The 23715-nt window shown below is 47.9% G+C and carries 33 protein-coding genes and 2 pseudogenes; 16 read left to right on the forward strand and 19 right to left on the reverse strand.

Annotated elements, in window-relative coordinates; all coding sequences use genetic code 11:
* The first annotated feature begins 7 nt into the window (after positions 1-7).
* On the forward strand, positions 8-1177 hold the full coding sequence (locus A7983_RS16460) for an MFS transporter (RefSeq protein ID WP_005972662.1): 1170 nt from the start codon (positions 8-10) through the stop codon (positions 1175-1177).
* A gap of 47 nt (positions 1178-1224) precedes the next feature.
* Here A7983_RS16460 and A7983_RS16465 read toward each other — a convergent pair whose 3' ends face one another.
* Positions 1225-2625 carry an EmmdR/YeeO family multidrug/toxin efflux MATE transporter gene (locus A7983_RS16465; RefSeq protein ID WP_005972659.1) on the reverse strand — a complete coding sequence of 467 codons (1401 nt, stop codon included), beginning with the start codon at positions 2623-2625 and terminating at the stop codon, positions 1225-1227.
* A 373-nt stretch (positions 2626-2998) separates the two neighbouring features.
* Between A7983_RS16465 and A7983_RS16470 the strand changes: the two genes are divergently transcribed.
* Together A7983_RS16470 and A7983_RS16475 are read left to right on the forward strand one after the other, a co-directional pair.
* Positions 2999-3535, forward strand: a complete 537-nt coding sequence (locus A7983_RS16470; protein WP_005972657.1) for a rhodanese family protein — start codon at positions 2999-3001, stop codon at positions 3533-3535.
* A gap of 57 nt (positions 3536-3592) precedes the next feature.
* A complete protein-coding gene (locus tag A7983_RS16475; RefSeq protein ID WP_005972651.1) occupies positions 3593-3922 on the forward strand; it encodes a DHCW motif cupin fold protein in 330 nt (109 codons plus the stop codon).
* 240 nt (positions 3923-4162) lie between these two features.
* Here the strand turns inward: A7983_RS16475 and A7983_RS16480 are convergent, their stop codons facing one another.
* The 4 genes from A7983_RS16480 to A7983_RS16495 all read right to left on the reverse strand — a co-directional run bounded on the left by A7983_RS16480 (position 4163) and on the right by A7983_RS16495 (position 6565).
* Complete coding sequence (locus A7983_RS16480) at positions 4163-4645, reverse strand: cold-shock protein (RefSeq protein ID WP_005972649.1); 483 nt, start codon at positions 4643-4645, stop codon at positions 4163-4165.
* Positions 4646-4940: 295 nt separating this feature from the next.
* Positions 4941-5480 carry a DUF2058 domain-containing protein gene (locus tag A7983_RS16485; RefSeq protein ID WP_005972647.1) on the reverse strand — a complete coding sequence of 180 codons (540 nt, stop codon included), beginning with the start codon at positions 5478-5480 and terminating at the stop codon, positions 4941-4943.
* 254 nt (positions 5481-5734) lie between these two features.
* The gene (locus tag A7983_RS16490; RefSeq protein ID WP_005972643.1) at positions 5735-5980 is read right to left on the reverse strand and encodes a DUF2543 family protein; all 246 of its coding nucleotides are present in this window, start codon (positions 5978-5980) and stop codon (positions 5735-5737) included.
* Between the two features lie 198 nt (positions 5981-6178).
* Entirely contained in the window at positions 6179-6565 is a 387-nt protein-coding gene (locus A7983_RS16495; RefSeq protein ID WP_005972634.1) for a lysozyme inhibitor LprI family protein, read from the reverse strand.
* A gap of 327 nt (positions 6566-6892) precedes the next feature.
* Between A7983_RS16495 and A7983_RS16500 the strand changes: the two are divergent.
* A pseudogene (locus A7983_RS16500) lies at positions 6893-7183 on the forward strand (IS3 family transposase); the annotation flags it as partial.
* 11 nt (positions 7184-7194) lie between these two features.
* Here A7983_RS16500 and A7983_RS23545 read toward each other — a convergent pair.
* A pseudogene (locus A7983_RS23545) lies at positions 7195-7313 on the reverse strand (integrase); the annotation flags it as partial.
* A 192-nt stretch (positions 7314-7505) separates the two neighbouring features.
* Here A7983_RS23545 and A7983_RS16505 point away from each other — a divergent pair.
* Positions 7506-8216 (forward strand): YnfC family lipoprotein, encoded by a 711-nt coding sequence (locus A7983_RS16505; protein ID WP_005972630.1) that lies wholly within the window; start codon positions 7506-7508, stop codon positions 8214-8216.
* Positions 8217-8464: 248 nt separating this feature from the next.
* Here the strand turns inward: A7983_RS16505 and A7983_RS16510 are convergent, their stop codons facing one another.
* The 8 genes from A7983_RS16510 to A7983_RS16545 all read right to left on the reverse strand — a co-directional run bounded on the left by A7983_RS16510 (position 8465) and on the right by A7983_RS16545 (position 14005).
* Entirely contained in the window at positions 8465-8911 is a 447-nt protein-coding gene (locus tag A7983_RS16510) for an integrase arm-type DNA-binding domain-containing protein (RefSeq protein WP_005972627.1), read from the reverse strand.
* A 391-nt stretch (positions 8912-9302) separates the two neighbouring features.
* On the reverse strand, positions 9303-10484 hold the full coding sequence (locus tag A7983_RS16515; protein ID WP_005972626.1) for a phage integrase Arm DNA-binding domain-containing protein: 1182 nt from the start codon (positions 10482-10484) through the stop codon (positions 9303-9305).
* Positions 10485-10488: 4 nt separating this feature from the next.
* On the reverse strand, positions 10489-10695 hold the full coding sequence (locus A7983_RS16520; protein ID WP_005972622.1) for a hypothetical protein: 207 nt from the start codon (positions 10693-10695) through the stop codon (positions 10489-10491).
* A gap of 40 nt (positions 10696-10735) precedes the next feature.
* Entirely contained in the window at positions 10736-11071 is a 336-nt protein-coding gene (locus tag A7983_RS16525) for a nucleotidyl transferase family protein (protein ID WP_152413552.1), read from the reverse strand.
* 1 nt (position 11072) lies between these two features.
* Positions 11073-11552: a class I SAM-dependent methyltransferase gene (locus tag A7983_RS16530; protein ID WP_005972619.1), complete on the reverse strand. Its 480-nt coding sequence runs from the start codon at positions 11550-11552 to the stop codon at positions 11073-11075.
* Positions 11549-12364, reverse strand: coding sequence for a ParB/RepB/Spo0J family partition protein (locus tag A7983_RS16535; RefSeq protein WP_005972617.1), 816 nt, complete (start codon positions 12362-12364; stop codon positions 11549-11551). Before A7983_RS16535 ends, A7983_RS16530 begins: the two co-directional genes overlap by 4 nt.
* Complete coding sequence (locus A7983_RS16540) at positions 12357-13130, reverse strand: hypothetical protein (protein ID WP_005972615.1); 774 nt, start codon at positions 13128-13130, stop codon at positions 12357-12359. Before A7983_RS16540 ends, A7983_RS16535 begins: the two co-directional genes overlap by 8 nt.
* Positions 13130-14005 (reverse strand): leucine-rich repeat domain-containing protein, encoded by an 876-nt coding sequence (locus A7983_RS16545; protein ID WP_069704151.1) that lies wholly within the window; start codon positions 14003-14005, stop codon positions 13130-13132. The genes A7983_RS16540 and A7983_RS16545 overlap by 1 nt, the downstream gene beginning before the upstream one ends.
* A 516-nt stretch (positions 14006-14521) precedes the next feature.
* Between A7983_RS16545 and A7983_RS16550 the strand changes: the two genes are divergently transcribed.
* Complete coding sequence (locus A7983_RS16550) at positions 14522-14755, forward strand: hypothetical protein (RefSeq protein ID WP_005967146.1); 234 nt, start codon at positions 14522-14524, stop codon at positions 14753-14755.
* Here the strand turns inward: A7983_RS16550 and A7983_RS16555 are convergent.
* Together A7983_RS16555 and A7983_RS24245 are read right to left on the reverse strand one after the other, a co-directional pair.
* On the reverse strand, positions 14733-14960 hold the full coding sequence (locus A7983_RS16555; RefSeq protein WP_043885402.1) for a hypothetical protein: 228 nt from the start codon (positions 14958-14960) through the stop codon (positions 14733-14735). The two genes, A7983_RS16550 and A7983_RS16555, sit on opposite strands and share 23 nt — an antisense overlap.
* 197 nt (positions 14961-15157) lie before the next feature.
* On the reverse strand, positions 15158-15622 hold the full coding sequence (locus tag A7983_RS24245; protein ID WP_005967150.1) for a hypothetical protein: 465 nt from the start codon (positions 15620-15622) through the stop codon (positions 15158-15160).
* A gap of 115 nt (positions 15623-15737) precedes the next feature.
* Here A7983_RS24245 and A7983_RS23560 point away from each other — a divergent pair, with 115 nt between their 5' ends.
* The 10 genes from A7983_RS23560 to A7983_RS16610 all read left to right on the forward strand — a co-directional run bounded on the left by A7983_RS23560 (position 15738) and on the right by A7983_RS16610 (position 21768).
* Positions 15738-15971, forward strand: a complete 234-nt coding sequence (locus A7983_RS23560) for a transcriptional regulator (protein ID WP_005967152.1) — start codon at positions 15738-15740, stop codon at positions 15969-15971.
* A 70-nt stretch (positions 15972-16041) separates the two neighbouring features.
* Positions 16042-16560: a YmfL family putative regulatory protein gene (locus tag A7983_RS16570; RefSeq protein WP_039477264.1), complete on the forward strand. Its 519-nt coding sequence runs from the start codon at positions 16042-16044 to the stop codon at positions 16558-16560.
* Positions 16561-16755: 195 nt separating this feature from the next.
* The gene (locus tag A7983_RS16575) at positions 16756-16932 is read left to right on the forward strand and encodes a DUF4222 domain-containing protein (protein ID WP_005967156.1); all 177 of its coding nucleotides are present in this window, start codon (positions 16756-16758) and stop codon (positions 16930-16932) included.
* Complete coding sequence (locus A7983_RS16580; protein WP_005967158.1) at positions 16929-17951, forward strand: conserved phage C-terminal domain-containing protein; 1023 nt, start codon at positions 16929-16931, stop codon at positions 17949-17951. The genes A7983_RS16575 and A7983_RS16580 overlap by 4 nt, the downstream gene beginning before the upstream one ends.
* Positions 17948-18172: a PerC family transcriptional regulator gene (locus A7983_RS16585; RefSeq protein ID WP_005967160.1), complete on the forward strand. Its 225-nt coding sequence runs from the start codon at positions 17948-17950 to the stop codon at positions 18170-18172. The genes A7983_RS16580 and A7983_RS16585 overlap by 4 nt, the downstream gene beginning before the upstream one ends.
* Positions 18165-19703, forward strand: a complete 1539-nt coding sequence (locus A7983_RS16590) for a phage N-6-adenine-methyltransferase (protein ID WP_005967161.1) — start codon at positions 18165-18167, stop codon at positions 19701-19703. Before A7983_RS16585 ends, A7983_RS16590 begins: the two co-directional genes overlap by 8 nt.
* The gene (locus A7983_RS16595; RefSeq protein WP_005967162.1) at positions 19700-20047 is read left to right on the forward strand and encodes a hypothetical protein; all 348 of its coding nucleotides are present in this window, start codon (positions 19700-19702) and stop codon (positions 20045-20047) included. The genes A7983_RS16590 and A7983_RS16595 overlap by 4 nt, the downstream gene beginning before the upstream one ends.
* Complete coding sequence (locus tag A7983_RS16600) at positions 20044-20409, forward strand: RusA family crossover junction endodeoxyribonuclease (protein WP_005967163.1); 366 nt, start codon at positions 20044-20046, stop codon at positions 20407-20409. Before A7983_RS16595 ends, A7983_RS16600 begins: the two co-directional genes overlap by 4 nt.
* Positions 20406-21431: a DUF968 domain-containing protein gene (locus A7983_RS16605; RefSeq protein WP_005967164.1), complete on the forward strand. Its 1026-nt coding sequence runs from the start codon at positions 20406-20408 to the stop codon at positions 21429-21431. The genes A7983_RS16600 and A7983_RS16605 overlap by 4 nt, the downstream gene beginning before the upstream one ends.
* Complete coding sequence (locus A7983_RS16610; protein ID WP_005967165.1) at positions 21424-21768, forward strand: antiterminator Q family protein; 345 nt, start codon at positions 21424-21426, stop codon at positions 21766-21768. The genes A7983_RS16605 and A7983_RS16610 overlap by 8 nt, the downstream gene beginning before the upstream one ends.
* Before the next feature lie 41 nt (positions 21769-21809).
* Here A7983_RS16610 and A7983_RS16615 read toward each other — a convergent pair whose 3' ends face one another.
* Genes A7983_RS16615 through A7983_RS16625 form a run of 3 tightly spaced genes read right to left on the reverse strand, consistent with a single transcriptional unit; the run spans position 21810 to position 23363 of the window.
* The gene (locus A7983_RS16615; protein WP_005967166.1) at positions 21810-22220 is read right to left on the reverse strand and encodes a hypothetical protein; all 411 of its coding nucleotides are present in this window, start codon (positions 22218-22220) and stop codon (positions 21810-21812) included.
* Positions 22217-22474 carry a hypothetical protein gene (locus A7983_RS16620; RefSeq protein WP_039477253.1) on the reverse strand — a complete coding sequence of 86 codons (258 nt, stop codon included), beginning with the start codon at positions 22472-22474 and terminating at the stop codon, positions 22217-22219. Before A7983_RS16620 ends, A7983_RS16615 begins: the two co-directional genes overlap by 4 nt.
* A 7-nt stretch (positions 22475-22481) precedes the next feature.
* Positions 22482-23363 carry a hypothetical protein gene (locus tag A7983_RS16625; protein WP_005967168.1) on the reverse strand — a complete coding sequence of 294 codons (882 nt, stop codon included), beginning with the start codon at positions 23361-23363 and terminating at the stop codon, positions 22482-22484.
* Between the last annotated feature and the right edge of the window lie 352 nt (positions 23364-23715).

A 23715-nucleotide genomic window follows, 5' to 3' on the forward strand; every position in this document is an offset into this window, starting at 1 on the left:
GTTATACATGGTAGTGGCATCAACGGCCCGCACGCGGGTTTTTCTTTTCTTCACGATTATCCTGTTGGGGTTGAATTTACGCCCTGTCTTGGCAGGCATTGGTCCGTTGTTGAATCATATTCAGGCTGCAACGGGTCTGGATGACAGCATGGCAGGGATGTTAACGACGCTCCCTGTGTTCGCTATGGGGTGGTGCGCGTTATATGGCGGGCAATTACAGGCGCGTCTCGGTGAGTATCGCGGAATCACGCTGGGTATCGTGGTCATTGCCTTGGCGTGTAGCGCCCGGTGGTGGCTGAATAGCGGTATTGCGCTGCTGGTTAGCGCTGCGCTTGCCGGAATCGGGATTGCCTTGATTCAGGCGCTGGTGCCGTCGTTTATCAAGCTCCATTTTGGTCGTCATAGCAGTCTTCTCATGGGCTTTTACACCACGGCGATAATGACCGGTGCGGCGTTTGCTGCTTCATCGGTTTCTCCGCTGGCAAATGCGTGGGGCTGGCAACGTGCATTGGCCTGCTGGGGAATTGTGGCGTTGGTTGCGGCGGTGGCCTGGCGATGCGTTCCTAAAGCGTATACCGCGAAGCAGGGTGCAGTGACCGTTTTAGCAACGCGTCGAAGTGGAATGGACTGGCTGCTGATGGTGTTCTTTGGTATTGGGACGGGCGCATATACCTTGGTGCTAGCATGGTTACCGCCGTATTACATGCAACTGGGATTAGATGCGACACAAAGCGGTCTGATGTTAGGCGCATTAACGATGACGGAAGTGATTTCCGGTCTGCTGGTATCAACGTTCATTAACCGTTTTCCCGATCGACGGAAGTTGCTGCTTCCTATTTTGGCTGTGATGCTGGTGGGCATGATTGGGCTGATTGCCGCCCCGCTGACGTTCACATACCCTATCATCATCATGCTGGGGATTGGGATTGGCGCGCTGTTCCCGCTGTCGCTGATTGTGGCATTGGATCAGGTGACTGAACCGCATAAAACGGGTTCGCTGATGGGTTTTGTGCAAGGTGGTGGTTATATCCTCGCCAGTTTAATGCCGCTGCTCGCCGGGTTTATACGTCAGCATACGGCGGGTCTGGAACAGGCTTGGATGATTATGACCGTCGGTGTGGTTGTGTTGATTATCATGGCGACCCGTTTTGCTCCGTTGACGAGCCCGGGCCGCTAAGCATGTTATTCTTGTTGTAAGCGAGCGGATGTCCTCGCTCGCCATCATCAATCTGTCGGTGAGCGATAGCGCCATAGCCAGCGGCCGCTCATCAGTCGGCGGTAATAGAAGAATCCGCGCACAATCCAATCAAAGAACATGCCCATCCACACGCCGATCACGCCAAAGCCGAGCATCACGCCGAGGATGTATCCCGCGATGACCCGACATCCCCACATGCCTGCCATCGCTACCCACATGGTGTAGCTGGCATCTTTTGCTCCTTTCAGTCCAGCAGGTAATACCCACGATGCCGCCCAGATTGGCATAAATAGCGCATTAAGCCACAGGAGATGTTTTGCCACGTCGATTACTTCCGGCTCATTGGTGTAAAACGATGCCAAAAAGCTGGCGCTAGGGACCGAGAGAACGGCAAGAGCGCACAGCCCAATGTTGGATAGCCAGAAAATATGTTTTAGCTGACGAGTGGACTGCATGATCTGGCCTTTCCCCAGCCGTGTACCAACAATAATCGTGGCGGCTGCGCCGAGCGAATTACCGGGCAGGTTAATCAGCGTCGAGATGGAGAAAGCTATAAAGTTTCCAGCAATCACTTCGGTTCCCATGCCTGCGACAAAGCGCTGGGTGATGAGTTTACCGATATTAAACATCACGGATTCGATGCTGGCGGGGATCCCGATGCTGAGTACCTCGTAGAGAATCGACACGGTAAAAGGTGCAAAGTAAGACCTGAAGGGAATGCGCAACGCACCGTTAAAACCGTGCATCAGCGTCAGAATCACGAGTATTGCTCCGATATAGCGTGAAATGGTAATTCCGATGCCTGCACCGATAAAACCGAGTCCCTCCCAGGAAAATGCCCCGTAAATCAGTAGGCTACTGATGGCAATGTTGAGGATATTCATCCCAATATTGATGACCATGGGTAACTTGGTATTCCCCGCGCCCCGGAGCGCGCCACAGCCGACTAGCGCGACAGCGACAGCAGGATATCCCCACACTGTCCAGCGAAGGAACGTGAGAGCCAGCGTTTTAACCTGTTCATCGGCCTGTCCTGCGATCAGATCGATAATCGCCGAACCAGCGAATTCAACCAGAGCGACCAATAGAAACGATGATAAAACTAGCAATGACATCGATTGACGAGCGGCAGATCGCGCTTGCTTTCTATTACGCTGTCCTAGACTGAAAGCAACAACAACGGCGGTCCCCAATGCGACCGCAGTGAAGAACGCAATGATGACCATGTTGAAGCTATCAGCCAGGCCGACGGCCGCCATGGCCTCTTTTCCCAGCCAACTGACCAGGAACGTACTGAAAACTCCCATCAACACGACGCAAAGGCCTTCAATAAAGATAGGGAAGGCGAGTGGTGAGATTTCTCTCCAGAAGAGAACGCGGTTGGAGTAACGCTTTTTATACCAGTCTGTATCTTTTAATTTTTTCATGAAACGGTCTTGGAGATATCTCAAGTTTCCCAGTCGATAAGGTAAACAGAACCATAGAATGGCCCGTAAATAGCATCATTTTTGTACGGTGCACTTATCTCTTTGATGCGATTGCGACAGCACGGCTGTTTTTAAAATAGTGTTCCTATTTACAGAGTATCAGTCGGCAAATCGATGTCCAGCCTCGATTGCTTTCCCTGCACGGAAAGTGGTTGCACGCGTACATTATTTAATTTAGATTTAACTTAATTAGATTTGTCTAAACTAATGGCGGCACGCATACAATCAGCAATATCATCTTTCTTGCTGGCTGAACACCATGTTGAGTGGCGCATTATGATGGGTTTCAACGGCTCGAAAGAGGATCACGATCATGCCAACACCACTTGCGATTTCACCCGCACAGGCCAGCAAATTGTTAGATGAAGGCGCGATACTCATTGATATTCGCCAGCCGGAAGAGTACGCCCGCGAGCATATCGCACAGGCGAGATTGCGCCCGCTGAATCCCACAGCAGGATATGCTCTTCCTAAAGAGGATAGGGAAGGAAAGATTATAATTTTCCATTGTTTGTCTGGTATGCGTTCAGCACAGAATGCTGAGATTCTGATGCAGTCTGCGTTTCCGGCAACGGCCTTTTTACTTAATGGTGGAATGACTGCCTGGAAAAAGGTGGGTTTTCCAACGGAAATCAATAATAAACAGCCAATTGACATCATGCGGCAGGTTCAAATCGCCGCTGGTGTACTTATTCTGAGTGGTGTATTACTGGGTTACAGCGTCAATAGTGCTTTCTTCCTGCTCTCTGGATTTGTGGGGGCGGGGTTGCTGTTTGCTGGCGTTACCGGTTTTTGCGGTATGGCAAGGCTGTTAATGAAAATGCCGTGGAACCGTGGCGCCAAACGCTGATTAGCGAAAATAGTAAGCGGAGTGTTAACCAATAACGTTGAGAATAGGGGCTGTAGTATGGACATGAAGAACATTCCGTTTGGTACGACTGATTGGTCACAAATAGAACCCACTGAGTATAAGGGGGAGTCGGGGATCGCGTATTGGCGAACACAGCGTTTTGATCATATCCGCGTCCGTATTGTCGAATACACGCCGGGCTATCTGGCTGATCACTGGTGCTCAAAAGGGCATGTCCTGCTGTGCCTTGAAGGCGAACTTCATACGGAATTAGATGATGGTCGTGTTTTTGTCCTCAAACCTGGAATGAGCTATCAGGTTGCGGATAACGCGGAAGCGCATCGTTCCTACACTGAGACGGGCGCTAAGCTGTTTGTTGTCGATTGATGTTATGGGCTACGTGGTGCTGCGGAGACAGATTGTGCAGTTGTTTCATCATTCAATCGAACTAACATGGCGCACAACGTGGCGAAAGCATTAAGTGGACTGACACATGGAGTGGCTTGATTGCTGGCGGAGTTTGTGAAAGAACGATATATCACAGTGCACTGAAGTCAGTTAGCGATGCCGAAATCTTGCTGATGAATAATGGTGCGGGATTTCGGCACAGGAGCGTTCTAAATTATTTCACATTTTTAGCTGTTTCACTGCGGCATCTATGTCTATTTCATCTTCTGAGAAGATTAACGTTGTTCCCTGAAAGGTGGTGATCGCCAGTTTTTTCAGCGAGCGCATTTCACCAGGTTTAGTGCTTGATTTTGGTCTGATACTACTCATCAGTGCCCCCACAGACAGCACCACATTTTCTTTATCAATGTGGGTATCGGCAGGCACTTCTTCGCTGTAAACCACGAAAGACTTGAGCGACGTGAGTTTTAAACGCTCGCCCGCGATATAGATGTATTTACTTTCCGGCACAACTTTTACAGCATAAGCCGATAGACCCTTGTTATTCGTAGTGGGTTCGAAGGTGACCGCCGCATCTTTCTTAATCAGATCAGGGTTGGCGACTTTAATCACATGAAAATAACGGTTATCACCGTTTTCATCTTTGATAAATCCAAAACCTTTATCTTTAAACCAGGTTGTGATCGTTCCGTTCATCGCCATTACCGCCTGCTTAATCGTTTATCTACTCAGTTTTTGCAGCGCGCAGTGTAAAACACATTTCCTGCGCAGACCATGCCTTTGATTTAAGTCTGGACGATAAATTTCTGGTATGCGAGGGCGCGGTGACGATATAAGCGATAGAGAGTAAAATGCTGCGTCCAGTTGTGGTGAAAACGTTAACAGGGTGGTCGGCGACTATCTAGGATAAGACAGTGCTTTTATTGGCTGGCTGAACACAAAATATGACTGAAAAGCCCTGAAGGACTGTTCAGTCTAGGCATTTGTAAGACGTTTATTACCACATTAAATCATCTGGCACTTTAAAATCAGCATACGGATCTTCTTCGTCTTGTTCTTCCTGACTAAGCGCACTATTTAATACAATGCTGTCCGCATCTCGCTGCATGATTTTATCGGCTACGATGGCGGGGATAATAGCGTATTCACTCTCTCCGCTGTTATCGAGAACCAAACGTGCAATAGCGAGACGGCCACTAATCAACTGAGCCTGAGTCAGTTTGTCCACATCTATTTTTTTAATTAAATTATTATCTGTGAAGTTAAAACCAACATTGCCTTTTGAAACATCAATCCTATTCATTTCAATAAGTTGCTTAACCTGGGCTTTATATTCTTTAGATAACGTCGCTTGTTTTTGTTGTTCGCTTAGCTGCTTGTCACGCTCAAGTTGCGCTTTTTTATTTTCTTCTACAGCCTCTCTTGCCTCACGAGCCTGAACGCGTGATTTTTTAGCTGTTCTTTGGACTTTGGCCATTTTTTTGCTGGTGACTAATCCAGCTTTTAGCATCTGCTCTTGTAAGGTGAGTTTTGTCATCTTCGTTTCTAAACCAGTTGGATAATGTGTGGGATTATACCCGTAATTTTTGAGGCTATACCAGATTGCAGGATTTGATCGCTGCGTCACTTGAATTTGGGGGAGACTGCTATCTACAGTTGGCGTTAGCTGGCCTCAGAATTGGATACAACGTTCAGTTTTGGGCACTATTCGTCCGTGAGCAGTGCCAGGATTTCTTAGGTGTTATGAGTGATATGCGATCATAACATCGCTACGTTGTATCCTTTTCAAAACTACTCATTGCCCCATTGATTCAGAAACATCGCTATCTCATCAATACGTTGTTCGTCTATACCAGCCTCGCTGGCCATCTCTTTCTGCGCATCCTCGCTGATTTCTTCATTATTCATTAAGCGGGTGATCAGCAACTGAAAATAGCGAGCCAGAGCTTCGCGTTCTGGCTCGCTCACCGACTTTGCGGATTCCGTCGAATATTCATCCGCGATGTCATAATATTTAAGTGGTATTTCATTGTTCATAAGTAGCCCAAGGGTTAAGGTCTTTGTCAGTTGCTGCTTGCGTCATCTGGCCCGAATAATATCATTCTTATTCGACAAGAGTAATTCCAGTGGCAATTTCGTTATTGAACACGGTGGTGAAGGTATGAAACACCCGTGTAGCGACTCCTGATTTTTTCACGAAAGATGTTGGGTTTATATTGTAACCGATTCGGTGGCTTAAAGCGGGCAGCTCAGATCCCCTTCTTTACAACGTAGCATGCTTTTGAATTCTTTTACGCGCGCGGCGGTTTTCTGTGTCAGGCACTGGGAATACAGCATGCCATGAACCGATCCCCCTGTTGTTGGGAAAGTCTGAAACTCACAGTCAGCGTCGCGATAGGAAATCCATCTTCTCTGCGCTGACTTGAGCAGTGCTTTGTGTTCTTCAATAACTGTCCGTTTTACGATATCTTGATAAAGCTTATTAAGCTCATCATCCACTTTTTTATACGTCTGATCCGCGCATTGACTCATATCGAGTTGCGTGTTGGCGTTATTGCAATCCAAAGCCGCAGCTTGCGCCGTGGGCAGTAAAAAAAACCATACAATGGCTAATTTTTTCATTATTTATCCTCTGTAAGCAGGAGCTACGTGGTTTTGTTGAATAAATCAGATTTTGGGTAAACGTGCTTATCGAAAGATCGCCTCTGAGGTAATGTGTACACTTTCCGGCATATCGGCCTTTATCACTTTGTTCAGAGTGGACTACGATGGTCAGGTTTTTTGCAACCTGACCATCGTAGTCCACTGTTCATCGCGACATCGCCGTGTATTATACGCTGCCGTAGCGTATAAGGATAAATACCATGGCTATCTTGAAAGAGGTTGGTGGCTTAAATTAAGTTTTTCTTGATTTGTTAAAGCCAGACTCACAAACCGATAGGGCCGGAGATAGCGCATTCGGACAGAGGCAGTCAATATGCGAGCCATCGATACCGGGATGTACTGAAAGACAAGGGTTTACGCTGCTTAATGAGCGGAAAGGGTTGCTGTTACGACAATGCAGTAATGGAAAGCTTCTATCACACGCTGAAAACGGAGTTGATGTGTGGCAAAACGTTTGTCAGCAGAGAACAAGCGATGAACGCGATATTCGATTATATTGAGGTGTTTTACAATCGCCGTCGCAAGCACTCGACGCTGGGTTATCAAACGCCGGTGGATTATGAAATGGCGGCGTAATTAGGTGGGTATAATTTCAGAGACAGATCAATGTTGAATAGGGCCAGATCGCGCGTTTTACCTTCCAGTTCAAGTCTGATTCAATCCCCCAGATATGAGATATCTGAAGCGGTCTTTTTTGTCTGATGATACGGTCTTTGTTTCATACTCAAATCTCCTGCTGTGTGGAAGATTTGAGTATGATTGTCCTCCAAGAGCGAACAACAGATGCTTAATTTGTGGCATGAAAGCATCTCGATTATTCGTGGCTATTCGCAAAGAATTTGATAACTTGAGTTCGCCGTCACCTTAGAGAGCGATCCTACTGATAAAGGAATAACTAATGAAAGCAAAGGTGTTTTTAAGTCTATTATTTTTGGCAATGTCATCTAATGTCGCTGCATTTACTCAATTCAAACCGGCGGTATTAAATGCTGCTCTTTTGTTCGAGCATGATGCAACTACCGGGAACGTAAAACACAGCCTTCAGTGGATCCGAGATGTTTCCGGTAAACTTCAAGCTATGACAGAAGTTAAATTTGATCGCAGCGGATGCTTTACTAATATCAACATGGTTGATAAAGCAAATGACCGAGAGTTCCATTTGGTAAACAAAGATGGCGTACTGACCTCTTTTAAAGGTCAGCGTATTACCGGAAAAATCAATGAACGTTGCGAAATCACTGAGCTCGAGAATGAAAAGGGCAAATTTGTGCTCAGCTATAATGTGCGTGGGTTGCTTGAAACAATTGTGGACAAAGATACGGGCGAAGTTGTAGAGCGATATGAATATCACAGTAACCAATTCCCTGTACGCATAAGGAACTACAAAGATCAAAAGGATAAGCGCATATTTTACCCATCCGGAAGCGCGCAATTTATTGACTCAGAGACAGTATCAAAAAGTGGGGAGTTAACCGTCCGGGTGAAGCAAAGTTGTGCTTACACTGCCGACGGTAATGCAGATAAATGCTCGTTAATAGCCTCCACTAATGACGACTATCATGGCTCAATCCTCATCTGGATTTCTAACCACGAAATAGAATATTTCTGAATCTATTAAAAATGGCCTAAATAGCAGCGCCTAATACCGCATAATTCGAGTTTCAGGGCAAGTGAAAGAATCCAGGATCACTTATTCAAATAAATGATTCTGATAACTGCGCGCTTTCTTACAACCAGTTTATGAAAGAATTCATTCTTATTCGGCGTGTTCTCACTGAGAACAGCACCGACTATATGCACTACATATTCCACGCGTTTTTTCTGGTTCAGTTTATTGCCCCATATATAAATACAGCATCAGCCATTGGCGATGCGTAATCCTCTGGCTCCTTCCGACGCCATCACTTTTCCTGTTGCGGCTGTTTCTACAAATTCACCCCACCAGCACATCAATATCTTGCGTTGTTCCAGATAGGTGGAGCGGTTATAGTTTTCTGTAGCATTTTTTTGCCGTGATTGCTCTGCTTGCTTATGCTCCTGCGGATCAACGTCTTTGCTAAGAAGAAGTCGTGCATCTTCGCGGAGCTTACGCGCTTCGGCAAGAGATACCGAAGGGTAAGAGCCAAGGCTAATCATTGCACGTTTGCGAGTGAAGGGTTTGTAGTAGCGAAAACGCCAGAGTTTTGAACCGCTTGGAGTGACCTGTAATTCTAAACCGTCTCCATCGTAGAGGGTGACGGCACGGTCAGTGGCCTTGGCGCTTTTGACCTCAGTATTGTTCAGGGGCTTTGTCTGACGTGCCATATCGCTCTCCAATCAAATCCGCAAAGCTGTTTAGGCATAGGGTTTAGGCTACATGTTGCGTCGTATGCCTATATCTATGCCTAAAAAGTGTGGATTTCAATGTATCAATATGGAGTTAAGTAGACAACAGAAAAACAGCAGGCTTATGCAACCTACTGTTTAATCTGTTCTTTATAGTCTTGTCTGGACTTCAGTAGACAAAACGTTGGGGACATTTGGTCGGCACGAGAGGATTTGAACCTCCGACCCCCGACACCCCATGTCACCGGACTGATTCGCCGTAAACCCGCGCCAGCACTGGCCTCAGCACCGTTTTGTATGTATATGCAAACAGTGCATTCCCTGCAAAATCTACATCATATACATCAATGACTTATGTGTCGTTTTACCATTACCCTGTTTTAATTTCAGCGTGAGGAACAGTGACCCAGTCCAGATGATTTTGAGTATAAATTTTCGTTGATTTGGCATCGCTGTGCGCCATGCGCGCCTGTGGATCTATTCCCTGCTTCTCAAACATAAATGCGGCTAGCGCACGTATCTCGTGAAATGTTGGGCGCTCTGCTAGTGGATATTCAGACGCCACCCCGACAGTGTCACGCAAGTCAGAGAATGCCCGACTCAAATAGTCTGGGCTAACCTGAGTGGGGTGATTAACCTCCTGGCTGATTGGATTGCTGTTTTTCTCGGGGAGCCGGTGCACTACATACGGACTGGCGATCCGGTCTCTACTGTCATCAATGATGCGCTTAAGCTCACCCCCGATCGGTATAGCGATGTGCGAGGCTTCCTTTTTATGTACCTTCTGTCTGTGGATGTACAGCACACCATGTATTCCATTTTCTGGCACTTGATGCCATAGACAACCGCACACCCCTTCTTTGGGTTCTTTTATTGAATATTTGATACGAGAAACTTCAAGCCGTGCTTGTGTTGTTTGCAATGCAAGATCCATAGCCGTTCGTAACCAGCTTGGCGCAGACGCTCGAATGCGCTGAAAATCCTGAAATGAAAGACGGCGGCGTTTTTTGCCATCCACCCGCCGCATTTTCTTGCGAGACGCAGGGTTGTCGAACATTAGCGACTCATCAACAGCATAGCTGAAAAGCTTTTTAAGAAAGCTAATTTTCCGGTTTTGCACGTTTGCCGATGCTTCTGAATGGTAATGCTGGATATATGCGTTAACGTGCTCCAGTTCTATATCGCATGATACAATATCGCAGAAAAATTCTTTCACGCGGAGAGCATCATTATTCCAGTCAGCGAGCGTATTAGGGGATGGTTTTTCGTCAGTGATCGCACGACTCATAATATTATCGACATGGTTGGAGAAAGGGAGGTTTTCTCCCGATCTCCCGCCTGACTCCCTGATCAGGGAGTTGATTGATACGGCTGATTCCGGGCGCATTTGATAGTTATATTCACGTGCTATTGCAATCGCTATTGCTCGATCTTTCCCTATACTCTTTTTCTTCCCTGTAATTAACGTGAATCTGTAAACGCCTTTACTTTTATCAAAAAAAAGATAATCGGGCAGCGATCGATATTCGCGTTTTCGTGGGCGAGCAGCCATTTCATTACTCACTAATTAACTGCATAACAGCCTGGGAAACGGTGGAGTCAACACCCCATTTTTCAGATGAACAGACCCATGCAGAGCCATCAACGATGCGGCCCCGCAAGAGGCCGTTTTCAATCCATCGCTTTATAGTTCTGGTATCTGGCTCTGAGCCAACTTCAAACTCCCGTTGCCCCCATTTACTTGCTTTCATCAGCTTGCTCATGGGTCATTTCTCCACACCGATTAATTACCAGCCTGTGCACTCAGGCGTTTTCACGCAACCAGATGCAAACTGGCCCGTCTTCTGTATCGTGAATAGAACCAACAAACCAACCATCACCGGCTGGTGGTGTTGGGTTCCAGTCGGACACATTAAGGTCGCCAGCTTCAAAGTAGCGATCTCTAATAGCATCAGCTTCTGTTGCTGGGTCGGATTCCAACTCTGTAATCCCCCAATCCATGCCGTTGTTCTGCATCCATTCATCAAACTCAACAGTAGGAATGGACTCTCGATCTGCGCAAAACTCTTCGTATTTCGGGTGCGTCCAAAAACCGTATTCGTCCCGTTCAACGGGTAATGCTGTAATTGTTGATTTCATGTCATTCACCATTTTTCACAAAAATAACCCAATGAGTTTTGTCATTTTTTCCTGTTCGCTGGGTGATGATCGGTCGCTCATTTATCAGCGATAAAATCTGGCTGGTGGGTATCTGAGTTTCATTCCACTTGAAAATCAATACACCGAGCGGGCGCAAAACTCGGAATGCCTCCAAGAATCCTGCGCGTAAATCATCACGCCACGTTTGCGGGTTAAGCACGCCGTATTTTTTCCGCATCCATCCCTCTGGACCCGCCCGTTCAAGATGAGGAGGATCGAATACAACGACAGGGAAAGACTCGTCAGCGAATGGAAGCTGGCGGAAATCAGCAATGATGTCCGGCGAAATCACAAGGCTGCGCCCATCACACAATGTATGTTTCTCGTCCCGAATATCTATAAACACAGCTCGTGGGTCGCTCTTGTCATGCCAGAACATGCGACTGCCGCAGCACATATCTAAAATCGTCGCATTAGTCATACTTCACCGTCCTGGCAGTCTTGCTGGTGTCCGTTATCACCAAGAACCCAGCGCAGTGCATCTGCATAATCGCCAGTAGCGTTTTCGAGAGCTTTTGTGATTTCCTTTCGGCTTTTGAGTTTCGGTTTCGCGTTGCCCAAAACCTCACGCTGACGACGAACGCGCTCATGCCCAGACACACCGCTGGTGGCCTGAACTAGCTCTTTGACTTTTTCGCGCTGATCATCCGGTGGGAGGTTTGCCAATTGCCTAGCGTGGCCGGTATTTATTTGCCCAGACTCGACAGCATCCTGAACCGCTTGCGTGCAATCCAGCAGGGCGAGTGTTGCTGTAACCGTCTGAGCGCTGCATCCAAAATAAAGAGCCAGATCGCTTTCGTCGTAGCTGAGTGTCAGCATTGACGCCATCTTCTTGGCTCGACCAAGCGGTGTATCTGGTATATGAATTTCATTGGCGCTGATTGCAGCTTCTTTCGCACGATGCACCGAGCCAATACGAACAACTGCGGGAACCATCAGACAAGGTTTTCCCTGATCGACTAATCGCCGGTTCGCTTCACGAGCGTGCTTAACGCGCTGGCGACCGTCAACTACATACACCGTTCCGGTTTCTCTGTCTTTCCAGATAACTATCGGCTCGATAACCCCCTGATCCATGATGTTTAGGACCATAGCCTCGCTCAGTGCCAAATAGATACGTTCGTCATAAAGCGGGTGAGATGGGTCATCTGTCATATATAAGTTTTCTGGAGCGAAATTGAGAACGTTAGTTTTCCCTTGAGCCCCATAAGCATCTTTCGAGTTTTTAGCCACGTTGCACCCCCGCCTTAAGCTGTGCTTCTAATTCGCAGATGACTGAGCGGAGGTGTTCGTTATCTGCATGCAGGTGATTAACGTGGTCAAGAACCTCAGCAGATAACGGTTTTCTACCAGGCAGTTTCAGTCCTTGCTGGATATTACGCAGCATCAATGAATGCATGGCGTTCTCTATAATGAGAGCATCATCCTCTGGTGGCCCCAAATACACTGGCTCGCCTTCATAATCGACAGCTAAATACTGCCCAGCAGTCAGATCGTGAAAGCGATGAATGAACTGCTGCTTAGCCTCAACCGGTGACATGGGGACAATAATCCGATTTGATGGCGTAATACCCTCAAGAATCGGCCATTCGCCAGAATTGGCATGCAGCAACGCTTCTTTCTCTGTTGCCAGCATAACCAGATCGGCGTGTTTTACTTCAGGGCTGGTTTTCAGAGGCAGATCGAATTTCATCCGCACCAACTGTTCAATACGTGTTTCAATGGATTTGTAGTCTGGCAGCAGGTGCTTCAGCGGCGACATCATGTCGTTCACATATGCTTCGTGTGCGTCATGCATGAGCGCTTCCAGAGCAAATTTCTGCGGAACGATATAGCTTGCCCCAACAGAGTGTTGAGCAACGGAATACGGCCAGTTTGTATGTCCGCATAACCGGTTGATCTGGCTCAGTGAATGCGCGATATCCAGCAGACAGATACTGTCTAAATTTGGATCGGCATAATTAAAATGCCGCCCCGTATAGGTTGAAATCCAGCTCATTATTCACCAGCCTTATTCAGTTTTTCTGTCAGATCTGCAACACAATCCCGCGCCGCTTGTTTGTACGCCTCAGCCGCATCACCGGAATAGCTTTCATCAACAGCAGATTCAAATTCATCTAGAGTGTCCCAGAAGCAGCCTGCGGCGATTCGGAAATTCCCCTGAACCCAGGCGGCGAAGATGGTTCGGCTAGAGTTGCCGCAATTCTCGCGGTAAGTGACGTTATCAAAACGCTGCGGATCGAGATAAAGCGAGTCGCAGGTGAAGTTCTCAGGCAGACTGGTGATGCCGGTACCTTCCAGGTCGAGGTAACCGCCGACGCTCAGGTTCTCAGGCAGACTGGTGATGCCGGTACCTTCCAGGTCGAGGTAACCGCCGACGCTCAGGTTCTCAGGCAGACTGGTGATGCCGGTACCTTCCAGGTCGAGGTAACCGCCGACGCTCAGGTTCTCAGGCAGACTGGTGATGCCGGTACCTTCCAGGTCGAGGTAACCGCCGACGCTCAGGTTCTCAGGCAGACTGGTGATGCCGGTACCTCTCAGGTAGAGGGAACCGCCGACGCTCAGGTTCTCAGGCAGACTGGTGATGCCGGTACCTCTCAGGTAGAGGGAACCGCCGACGCTCAGGTTCTCAGGCAGACTGGTGATGCCGGTACCTCTCAGGTAGAGGGAACCGCCGACGCTCAGGTTCTCAGGCAGACTGGTGATGCCGGTACCTTCCAGGTCGAGGTAACCGCCGACGCTCAGGTTCTCAGGCAGACTGGTGATATCAGTACGTCCCAGCAGAGACAGATCGCCTTCAATTACAATAGCGGCATTATCATTAACAACATGGTTAATTTTTTTCTTTTTCAAAACATCTACAAAATTAGACATTTAGATTTCTCCACACCGGTTTTTAGGTTGAGTTAATCCCTCGCCGCAAGGCGATTAATTTGCACATTTGGGATTAATTAATGGGTTGCCCCAGAACTTCTATTTCTCTACACACAAAGGTGGATGCCGGAGTTAAAAAACAAATAAACCGATTCATCATTTCAATTTAAATGAATCCGGCATCCGCCTTTATATGCAGTAAAAAAGTGCGGTGACCCGAGAACCCCTGGTGTGGCATAAACCAGACCACCGCAAAGACTACACACAGCAATTTCACAGCTATCACGGTCCTACGTGATTTTGTAGGGCGCTCGGAGTCGAACCGAGTGTAGGGTAGGGAACCCAACAATCACCTGATCACCACAACGGAAAGAGCACTATCTCCGGTTCTCTCGCCAGCCTGCAAAGCAGCAGCCGTCCCCTAAATGCTCTTACCTGTTGTGTACCTGATTTACTTCACCACCTCAGGCGGCAGTGGTATCTTGGGAGTTACCACACAACCAAGAAGGAACTTACATGCTTAAATCACACCTGATTGCTAAATGCCTTTTTCAGTGCGGCATGATTAGCGATATTCAATCTGGTGAATCTGCTGTAGAAAGTATCTTCAACGAATACTTCCCTGACGGCAGTTTCAGCAAATGGAACACTCAACTATCTGATAACGTCGCTGAGCATTTTTTGCATATATCACGCGGCTCCAGCACTATCCGCGTCGATTCGTTTATCAAAGACCTTTGGGATCTTTAATTGGTAGAGAACCAAGTGTTTCAAACAAGCCGTGCGTAATGGTTTTACCGCTTCGCCCTGCCTCTTTTTCAAGGGCAACCTTGTCCATTATTGCCTCGGTCAGAGCCTGCATAAAACTGATGTAATCAGCCGCTACAGCACTATCGGTTTGCAGTGACGCCAACAGCACACCATTCACATTGATTTGAATCAAACGCCCTGACATGCTCATCACTACCTCTCTGTGCCTGTTCGCTGTTGATGGAATTAATATAGCGTAACGCGAAATTATACGTCAAGCTGAATTTAGCGAAACGCAAATTAGACGCGAAACGCTAAATCGCAGACATAAAAAATCCTGCCAATGGCAGGATTAGTTAGATAAGTCGTCAAGTTACTGGCTCACCATTAGACCAAACCAGCTTAAGCCTTGTTTTTCCTTGGCTCTTGCCGAGATCCTTTTTCCGTCAACCAGCGCCTTGCTTTGGACTCAAGAGAGTCAGCGTAAGCTCGAGCATCGCTATCAACCCATTCGGGTATTTTATCGTTACTGTGACGCAGAATATATCGAACTACCGCTTGCTGTTCAGGGAGGGCGTGTGCAAATAGTTCGTTTATATCTACACCAAGAGACTGTTCATTTGGAGTGGGGGACGAATGATCAATATCGAGCCAGCCTACAGGTTTTCCCGCCGCCTCCTCTAAGCGCCTAGCTGTTCCCTTGCGCATGCCGCGTCGCTTGCCCGTTTTAGAGTCTTTCGCTCCCTTCTTGAGATTGGTGAATTGAGCGGGTGACATGCCAACACGACTAGCGGCCTCTGCTGGGCCGCCTAACTCCACCTCTAAGAGGCGCATGTTCTCACGTCTGATTTCATCAATATCTTTCATGTCTGAATTACATAGCAAAACGCAAAAGTGGTATATGCGCGTAACGCTTAATTTCTTGTTTGTAATTTCGCGTTACGCTATATTCCTGTGATTCCATTTAATAAAGCGAGCATTTATGAACCTGAAAATTTTTACAGGCCAACGTCGGGGATTAGCAACTTTGCTTGGTAAGGAGTTAGGCGTAAACGCTTCACTCATATCGCAGTGGGCTAATGGAGATAGACAAGTCCCAGCTGAACGCTGCCCAGAAATCGAAAAAGCTACAGATGGCAAAGTCACCTGCGAAGAGCTTCGTCCAGATGTTGACTGGGCATATCTACGCAGCACTGAGCGAAACCAAAATCAGTAAACGCCACTTTCTTGCCGCATTTTTACGACAAAGCAGGGCAGGGCGAAACCACAAGAAAAGGTAACTCACTGTGGACAATAAAAACTTTACCGCTCCAGCGGACATAACAGCAGCCATGCACAAGTTGATCACCGAGTTCGCTGGTGGCTACGAAGCGATGGCTCAGCAACTGGCGCATGACGGCACATACAACGCGCTGAGTAATCGCGTTCGGCAGGTGGGCGGACAAATGGTCCCATTCGGTATGGCCATTCAGATGGAGGCAATTTCAAGTAGGACGGATATCACTCAGGCGATGTGTAAGCGTGCTGGTGGTGTGTTTGTGAAGCTGCCAGACGTTGAGCAAACAGACAACGAAGAGTTGCTGGTCAAGTTCAACGAACTACTGGCCTCGCTTGGGGCATTTGCTGCGGCACACAACGAATTTACGGCAGATGGTGTGCTGGATCGGGATGAAACCAAACGCATGCGAGCGAAGGGCTATCGGGTTCAGAGCCTGGTCGCGGAAATCATGGTCGTGACAGAGATGTTGTTTGGAGAGGGTGACGCCAGCAGTGTGCAGCCGCTGGCGTCGGGTGCGTGTAATTAATCGGTGTAGAGAAACTAAACGCATGAACATATTACAGCAAAAAACAGGATTACCACAATTTCGTTGCCTGCCATTGATTGGCGGCGATAAACCCGTTTCGTTTCGGTATGAGCGGATGATAAAGGGGCGCTGGATACCCTGCAACCACGGGAGAGTGAACGGCATTGTGGGTGTGATTAACCGCAGGGGGCAGGCATGGGCGAACAAATCGCAGAACTTGATCGGCGTTACCGCGATCAGTACGGAAAAATCGTCCATGTCATCGGATACGACCGTCAGAACGAGCGCGTCATTTTCATGCGAGAAGGCTATGAGCATGAGTGCGTCAGCCCCTTATGGCAGTTCCAAGCAAAATTCACGAGGGTGTCATGAGCGTTAAGTTGTCTGCATTTGTCTGGGACGGTTGCGCATCGTCTGGCATGAAATTGGCATCAGTGGCCATCATGGCACGCCTGGCTGATTTCTCGTCAGATGACGGCGTTTGCTGGCCTTCAATAGAAACTATCGCGCGTCAACTGGGTGCGGGACCAAGCACGGTTCGCACGACAATAGCTAGGCTGGAGAAGGACGGCTGGCTTACTCGCACCCAGCGAAGGAAGGGCAATCGCAACGCATCGAACATGTACCAACTGAACGTTGCGAAGCTGTATGCCGCTGCCCAATCTCACCTGTCAGATTCTGACCCGTCAAAATCTGACACATCAAATTCTGACGCATCAAAATTTGACCCGTCAAAATCGAGCAAAAAAGGCGGTTTTCACCCTCCAGAATCTGGCGGGGATCCGTCAGTAAATTCAAAACATGATCCATCAGATAAAAAGACTCCTTGTCCGCCTGCTGAGCAGCCGGACCCTGAAGTCGATTTAACTGATTCTGCTAAGTCGGTTCTGTCCCACCTGAATCAGGTTACAGGCTCCCGTTATCAGGTTAGTAAAACCTCTCTTGAAAATATCCGTGCTCGCATCGGTGAGGGATTCACCGTGGACGAACTTTGCCTGACCGTCGATTACCTCAACGCCAAGTGGGGCGCAGATCTGAACATGGCTGAATACTTGCGCCCAGTTACGCTGTTCCAGCCAACGAAATTCCCTGGCTATCTGGAAGGTGCTCGTAAGTGGGATGTCGCTGGTCGTCCTGTACAGCGTGACGGGAAGTGGTTCACTCAGGAAGGGCAATCACTGTCAGCTGATCACACCGAACGTGATGCGGCATACCGCCGATTCATCGGCAGCGCATTACCAACCAACAACCCCAGCCAGATTGAAACTCAGGTGCGTGCTGAGGCCAGTAAAGCCGGGTTGAAATCGTCAAAACCTGAATTTGCAATGAGTCGCTGGAACAGCATCTGGAAAGACGTTGCTCAGCGCCAGCTGGGAGGGAAGGCCGCATGATTCTGGACGACATCGAGTTAGCGAAGCAACTCGAAGAAAAACAGCTTTGGCGTCGTGCCGCTCGGCAGTGGCTGACAGTAATGGATCGGACAAAAGGCACGACAGAGCGCGGGCTGGTAGCAACTCGTCGATCAATTTGTCTGGGTCGTGCTCGTATGACTACGCAGCAATACAGCGGTGTTCGTGTGATGACAGTAGCGGGAGGCGTACTCAATGACTGACAAGAAAGCCATCCAAGTTGTTAGTTTTTCCGGCGGTCGCACTTCAGGTCACTTAGTTCACCTAATGGAACAGCGAAGAATTGCTGGTGAAGATGTGCGTTACATATTCACTGATACCGGTGCTGAGCATTCCAAAACGTATGAATTCATCCGTAATATCGTTAAGCACTGGGGTATCGATCTGATTTGCTTGCGGTTAGTAATCAATCCTGAGCTTGGAAAGGGCAATAGCTACAAAGTAGTTAGCGTTGATGAGATTGGTCCCGACCTTCAGCCATTCCGGGATGCTTGCTCGAAATACGGCACACCTTATGTCGGTGGTCGATTCTGTACTCGGACAATGAAGATCGAGCCGTTCCATCGGTATTGCAAAGACCATTTTCCTGAGCATGAGAAATGGTTGGGTATCCGTATCGACGAGCCTAAGCGGTTGACGCCTAAAGAGGGTGTCCATTACCTGGCTGACATCAGCGATATGGAGAAAAAAGACATTCTTGCTTGGTGGAAGCAGCAGCCTTTCGATCTGGACTTACCTGAACATCTGGGCAACTGCGTATTTTGCATTGAAAAAGGGATTAATAAGATTGCTCTCGCCGCCCGCGACGAGCCGCAGCTCGCCGCTGAATTCTGGCAACTTATTACAGATCCTTCTGTTCGCGTTGTCGATAGACGCCAGCAGGCCAATAAAATCATGTACAGGGGTAATCACTCGCTGGAATCGGTTATCGCGCTGTATGCAGACAAAAGTCGTGAAGATATTGCTGCCACAATTCGGGGTAATGGCGGTTATGAGTCAGGCTCATGCACCGAGTCATGCGAAGCCTTTGCATGTGGTTTTGATGGTGAAGATCTGCTGGTTGATGAAATAGAAACCGCTCCGGCAAACGAATACGTAGCCAGCCTGAATGCATACAAAGCAGCGCCAGCCCATGAGTTAAAAAAAGTTGGCGATCAGTTGTGCACGCCGGATCCACTTTTCTGGGGGATTAATGCCATGTTTGGCCCACTGGTATTGGACCTGTTCAGCGACGGCGAAAACTCGAAGTGTGAAGCCTATTACACCGCCGAAGACAATGCTCTGGCGCAAGACTGGTCGTCGTGTCTGGCTGAACTGAACGGTGCTGCATTCGGAAACCCGCCGTATTCCCGCGCAAAGCAGCACGAAGGCCAATATATCACCGGCATGCGCCACATCATCGATCATGCTATGGAAATGCGTGAACTTGGCGGGCGCTATGTATTCCTCATCAAATCAGCTACAGCCGAAGTTTGGTGGCCTGAAGAGGCCGATCACATCGCATTTATCCGGGGGCGCATCAGCTTCGATCTACCGACTTGGTTCAAGCCAAAAGATGCCACACAGATAGCAAGCAGTGCCGGTTTTGGGGTTGCAATCGCGGTATTTGATAAGCAATGGCGCGGACCAGCAAGTGCCTACATCGAATGTGATCGGCTGTATGCACAGGGTGAAGCATTCATGGCACAGATCCGCAGAGAAGCGGAACGGATGACGAGGAGGGCAGCAGCATGATCAAAGGCCCTCTCATCAGCAGTCAGCGCTATCTTGATCGTGAGAAGGTCGCGGACAAGGCTTATCGGTTTACCAAATTTTACGTTGAGGTCTATCCGGTCGTTCTCCATGGGAATCAATACACCCTAATTATGGACGGTCACCATAACTATGCAGCCTCAAGACTGGCAGGTGTAGAGCCTACCTATCGCCCAATCCGTAAGAAACTGGCGAAGATATTTAGCGGAATGACGCAACGGGAAATTGAAGTCTTCCTGATCAACAACCTTACTGACAGCCACCTGTATTACGTAGAAAGCGGTGAGGTTGTTGAAGAATTGACTATGCCGGAGGTGAGGGCGTGAAATTAACTCTTCCGTTCCCGCCGAGCGTAAATATGTACTGGCGACATACCATGCGTGGGACAAAGATAAGTGCTGGTGGCCGCACCTTTCGTGCTAATGCCATCGCCAGCATTTACGAAACGTTACGCCATCGACCTAAGCCTATCGCCACTTCGGTGGAGGTTCATGTCGTTCTGTACCCCCCAACCCGACAATCCCGCGATCTAGATAATTACCAAAAGGCTCTATTTGACGCTCTGACGCATGCTGGTGTGTGGGAAGACGACAGCCAAATTAAGCGCATGCTGGTGGAATGGGGACCAGTAACGAAAGGTGGCAAAGCGGAGATAGTGATCAGTGATTTTCAGGCAGGTACTGAATGAGGGCGTTATTACGTGCTGTTACTGTGCCTGAGCTGGGACAAGTGATATTACGCCCTGGTAAAGAGTTACTTTCATTGTTTACTGGTCGTGTGCTGGTGGTTAGTGAGCCGGATGAACTTAAAGGACTTCCGTCTGGTTTGCTGCCAAGTCAAGAGCAACAGCTCGCCAATGATCCACGCTGGCGCTCATTCCTCACGAACGAACGTGTGATAAACACCGCTGGTGGCACTGATAGCCTTATTAATTGGCTAAATCAGGCTATGGTCTGCCAGCGGGAAAGTGAATACCACTCACAGCATATGACCACCCTCAAATACGGTAATAGCGCCATTCGCCTGTGTTGGCACTGCGATAATCTTGTGCGCGATCACGAAACGCCAGTTCTGAACGAGATTGCCGATCGCAATGCTGCTGAATGGGTAATCCACCAAGCGAGAACATGGTTAACGCTGCCAGAAGGTCACCAGGTTACCGCTCATGAACTTAGTTGGTGGTCAGTAGTGAAGGGTGTTTCTGACCTTCTGCCAGCCCATGCAATACGCATCAGCCTGCGTATGCCCGCACCAGAGGATAAGCCCGGCCCACAGCGGGAATGTGACATCGAATGGACAACACCAGTACGGGACATCATTGATGAGCGCATAGAGCGGGTTAAGCCTGTAATCCGTCTGGTTGAGGATGCTGAGCCACCAGCGGGTTTTATGTTACGACCGAAATTACAGCGCATGGAATGCGAGAAGTACACCAGGTGGGTGAAGTCCCAGCCCTGTGCATGCTGTGGCGCTCCTGCCGATGATCCGCACCATGTGATCGGGTACGGACTCGGCGGGATGGGTACAAAAACGCATGACCTGTTTGTTATTCCCCTGTGCCGCCGTCATCACGACGAACTGCACAGGGACGTAGCAGCATGGGAGGCAGAGTACGGCAGTCAGTTACTTTTACTGGTCCAGACCCTAAACCGTGCATTTGGGATCGGGGCTATTTCAATCGGGAAACTAAAAGGTGTAGAGAATGAGTGATATGTATGAGCGTTTAGATCGCTGGGGTGCGTGGGCTGCGTCTGAGCAAAGTGGTGTGGACTGGCAACCTATAGCAGCCGGCTTTAAAGGACTTATCCCTCACGGTAAAAAGTCACGTTCTCAATGTTCCGACGACGAAGGGCTGATGATCGATGGTTGTGTTGCTCGGTTGAGAAAGTATAAGCCTGAAGAATATGATCTAGTTGTCGCACATTTTGTTTTAGGAATTTCCCTACGGGCGATAGCCAAAAAGCGAAAGTGTTCCGATGGAACCATTAGAAAAGAGATGCAAACAGCCGAAGGGTTCATTGGTGGTTGTTTGGCAATGCTAAATTGAGCATGTGACATTAATTGGTCTTAGTAGGTAAGGCCGAGCAATCATTCAGTATCAACAGTGTCTGTGGGCGATGATGCATCGGCAACCTGCACTGTTTTTCCTATATTTACTAATTGTCTAACGGTTTTTTCTCTATCCTTCAGTAGTTCCACTCTGAATGCAGGAGATATGTTAGGACTTAGCAACTGCTTATCTATGTTTTTCAGATCTCGCTCAGATCTATTACGTAATGAAGCTTCTGCTGGCGTTTCAAGCCCATGCCTGTTTATAACCCAATTCATAAAATAAGTTATAATCGCAGAAAGGATAGGAGCTAAGGCATATAAAGCAGGTCGCCATGGATCGTCAGCGTCTGGGAGCAGTGGTGGAACTAAGGTAGTCAAAAGCGCTCCTAACCCTCCGGTTGCCGCGCTATTTTTCGCTGAGATGAATGGTTTTTTTTCCTCAATCATTGTTTAGCCTTTGATTGTGCTAAGGCGTCGTCTAAGATGCGAACCAGGCTTCGCCCATCCTTGCGGTCGAGTCTTAAGAAGAACGTTCGCTTAGTTTTTTCCTCTTCGTCAATCAATGTTATTTCTAACTTGCGAGTAGGAAAAATCTTGCGCCAGAGCAGGCTAAATGAGGCATATGCGAAGCGATAGAATGTAGGGAGGCAAAGAATGCCCCCTATCCACCCAATCAATTGCAAAACCTGCTCTGCTAACATATGACCTCTATATGATTCTTCTACTCGCATCAGCCCTGTGCCTGATGACTTTCTTTATGATGTATTTTTCTGTCACATTCCGTGCAGTAAATGTTTTAGTTATTTCAAGGGTTACAGAGAAAAGGTCGTCGCTTGAGATCGCGCCCTCCGCTTGTCGAACTTTCGCAAGAAACTCAAAGTCGTTAAGAAGGACAGAATGTTCCTCATTGTTATACTCCATTCGCCACCCCTTCTCACTCTGAAAGTTGACCTGGGTAAACTTAACGTTAACTTCGCGGATTTCTATTTCTTTTTGTAGCAGAGTTCCCCGAGGAAGTGGTTTAACTTCTTCAGTCTGCCCGCCTTCTAGTCGAATCACCACTTCATCATTTTCATTTAAAATTTTGAAGACAGGATCCTCTTTACCTTCTAGTGGAGTTTGAATCACTGATATCAGCGCATCACGAATTGTAGGATCTGTCACTAAAGCTGCTACAGGCGTGGGGCATTCAATTTCTTCACCCTCTAGTTCCAGTATGGTGGTTTGAGTTCCAGCTTTTCGTGTCATAGTGATGACCCTTGAGCTACCCAGTTGCCGGATTAAGGAGAGGGCGCTAGCACCACCAGCAGCACCAACAGCACCAGTTATCCCTATAGTTCTTAGAACATCGATTGCATCTGGAAGCAATTGAATAATTGTGTATGCAATGCCAAGGGAACCCGCTTCAGCAGGGTTGGTTACTAACACCTTTACCGACTTCTGCCCATCATTTAAAAGGTCATCGGCTTTAGTGATTAGCTTTGTCATAGACAAAATAGAATTACCAAGAGTTTCAGCATCAATAGCATGATGGGATAGCTCATTATCGTCAGCATCATAAAACACTTTAAACGAAGTAGTTTGTTCCATTTCTAACCCTTATCATTTTCGTTATAAAAACACATGCAATCCATATAGTTAGCATTGGAACTGAATTTGTTTGGTTGCTGTATGTATTTTGTGGTTTTTAAAATACATCTCTTCATATTAAAAATCATTAACGCGTACGCAAAAACTTAGTTATTGTGATAAGTGTGGTCACATGGCACGAAAGCTTACCCCTGTTGTTATCTTTTGGTTTAAGCATAAAAAAAGCCACTATTGCAGTAGTGGCTTTGGGTAGAAATGCGACGATCTTAGTTTGGTGTTGAACGACGATGGGGTTTAACTTTCGTGCCATCTGCTTTCGTGTAGCCAGGAACAACTACGATTTTCTTGTTCT

The sequence above is a fragment of the Pectobacterium wasabiae CFBP 3304 genome, assembly GCF_001742185.1.
GTDB classification, from domain to species: Bacteria; Pseudomonadota; Gammaproteobacteria; order Enterobacterales; family Enterobacteriaceae; genus Pectobacterium; species Pectobacterium wasabiae.

Excerpts from the sequence above, each read along its gene's own strand:
- A7983_RS16610 (WP_005967165.1), top strand. The coding sequence starts at position 21,424 with ATGAGTGATATGTATGAGCGTTTAGATCGCTGGGGTGCGTGGGCTGCG.
- A7983_RS16580 (WP_005967158.1), top strand. The coding sequence starts at position 16,929 with ATGAGCGTTAAGTTGTCTGCATTTGTCTGGGACGGTTGCGCATCGTCT.
- A7983_RS16550 (WP_005967146.1), top strand. The coding sequence starts at position 14,522 with ATGCTTAAATCACACCTGATTGCTAAATGCCTTTTTCAGTGCGGCATG.
- A7983_RS16480 (WP_005972649.1), bottom strand. The coding sequence starts at position 4,645 with ATGGCGATGAACGGAACGATCACAACCTGGTTTAAAGATAAAGGTTTT.
- A7983_RS16525 (WP_152413552.1), bottom strand. The coding sequence starts at position 11,071 with ATGAAATCAACAATTACAGCATTACCCGTTGAACGGGACGAATACGGT.
- A7983_RS16605 (WP_005967164.1), top strand. The coding sequence starts at position 20,406 with ATGAGGGCGTTATTACGTGCTGTTACTGTGCCTGAGCTGGGACAAGTG.
- A7983_RS16545 (WP_069704151.1), bottom strand. The coding sequence starts at position 14,005 with ATGTCTAATTTTGTAGATGTTTTGAAAAAGAAAAAAATTAACCATGTT.
- A7983_RS16615 (WP_005967166.1), bottom strand. The coding sequence starts at position 22,220 with ATGATTGAGGAAAAAAAACCATTCATCTCAGCGAAAAATAGCGCGGCA.
- A7983_RS16460 (WP_005972662.1), top strand. The coding sequence starts at position 8 with ATGGTAGTGGCATCAACGGCCCGCACGCGGGTTTTTCTTTTCTTCACG.
- A7983_RS16465 (WP_005972659.1), bottom strand. The coding sequence starts at position 2,625 with ATGAAAAAATTAAAAGATACAGACTGGTATAAAAAGCGTTACTCCAAC.
- A7983_RS16585 (WP_005967160.1), top strand. The coding sequence starts at position 17,948 with ATGATTCTGGACGACATCGAGTTAGCGAAGCAACTCGAAGAAAAACAG.
- A7983_RS16595 (WP_005967162.1), top strand. The coding sequence starts at position 19,700 with ATGATCAAAGGCCCTCTCATCAGCAGTCAGCGCTATCTTGATCGTGAG.
- A7983_RS16540 (WP_005972615.1), bottom strand. The coding sequence starts at position 13,130 with ATGAGCTGGATTTCAACCTATACGGGGCGGCATTTTAATTATGCCGAT.
- A7983_RS16515 (WP_005972626.1), bottom strand. The coding sequence starts at position 10,484 with ATGGCTGCTCGCCCACGAAAACGCGAATATCGATCGCTGCCCGATTAT.
- A7983_RS16520 (WP_005972622.1), bottom strand. The coding sequence starts at position 10,695 with ATGAGCAAGCTGATGAAAGCAAGTAAATGGGGGCAACGGGAGTTTGAA.
- A7983_RS24245 (WP_005967150.1), bottom strand. The coding sequence starts at position 15,622 with ATGAAAGATATTGATGAAATCAGACGTGAGAACATGCGCCTCTTAGAG.
- A7983_RS16505 (WP_005972630.1), top strand. The coding sequence starts at position 7,506 with ATGAAAGCAAAGGTGTTTTTAAGTCTATTATTTTTGGCAATGTCATCT.
- A7983_RS16470 (WP_005972657.1), top strand. The coding sequence starts at position 2,999 with ATGCCAACACCACTTGCGATTTCACCCGCACAGGCCAGCAAATTGTTA.
- A7983_RS16590 (WP_005967161.1), top strand. The coding sequence starts at position 18,165 with ATGACTGACAAGAAAGCCATCCAAGTTGTTAGTTTTTCCGGCGGTCGC.
- A7983_RS16620 (WP_039477253.1), bottom strand. The coding sequence starts at position 22,474 with ATGTTAGCAGAGCAGGTTTTGCAATTGATTGGGTGGATAGGGGGCATT.
- A7983_RS16555 (WP_043885402.1), bottom strand. The coding sequence starts at position 14,960 with ATGTCAGGGCGTTTGATTCAAATCAATGTGAATGGTGTGCTGTTGGCG.
- A7983_RS16490 (WP_005972643.1), bottom strand. The coding sequence starts at position 5,980 with ATGAACAATGAAATACCACTTAAATATTATGACATCGCGGATGAATAT.
- A7983_RS16625 (WP_005967168.1), bottom strand. The coding sequence starts at position 23,363 with ATGGAACAAACTACTTCGTTTAAAGTGTTTTATGATGCTGACGATAAT.
- A7983_RS16575 (WP_005967156.1), top strand. The coding sequence starts at position 16,756 with ATGGGCGAACAAATCGCAGAACTTGATCGGCGTTACCGCGATCAGTAC.
- A7983_RS16510 (WP_005972627.1), bottom strand. The coding sequence starts at position 8,911 with ATGGCACGTCAGACAAAGCCCCTGAACAATACTGAGGTCAAAAGCGCC.
- A7983_RS16475 (WP_005972651.1), top strand. The coding sequence starts at position 3,593 with ATGGACATGAAGAACATTCCGTTTGGTACGACTGATTGGTCACAAATA.
- A7983_RS16485 (WP_005972647.1), bottom strand. The coding sequence starts at position 5,480 with ATGACAAAACTCACCTTACAAGAGCAGATGCTAAAAGCTGGATTAGTC.
- A7983_RS16495 (WP_005972634.1), bottom strand. The coding sequence starts at position 6,565 with ATGAAAAAATTAGCCATTGTATGGTTTTTTTTACTGCCCACGGCGCAA.
- A7983_RS23560 (WP_005967152.1), top strand. The coding sequence starts at position 15,738 with ATGAACCTGAAAATTTTTACAGGCCAACGTCGGGGATTAGCAACTTTG.
- A7983_RS16530 (WP_005972619.1), bottom strand. The coding sequence starts at position 11,552 with ATGACTAATGCGACGATTTTAGATATGTGCTGCGGCAGTCGCATGTTC.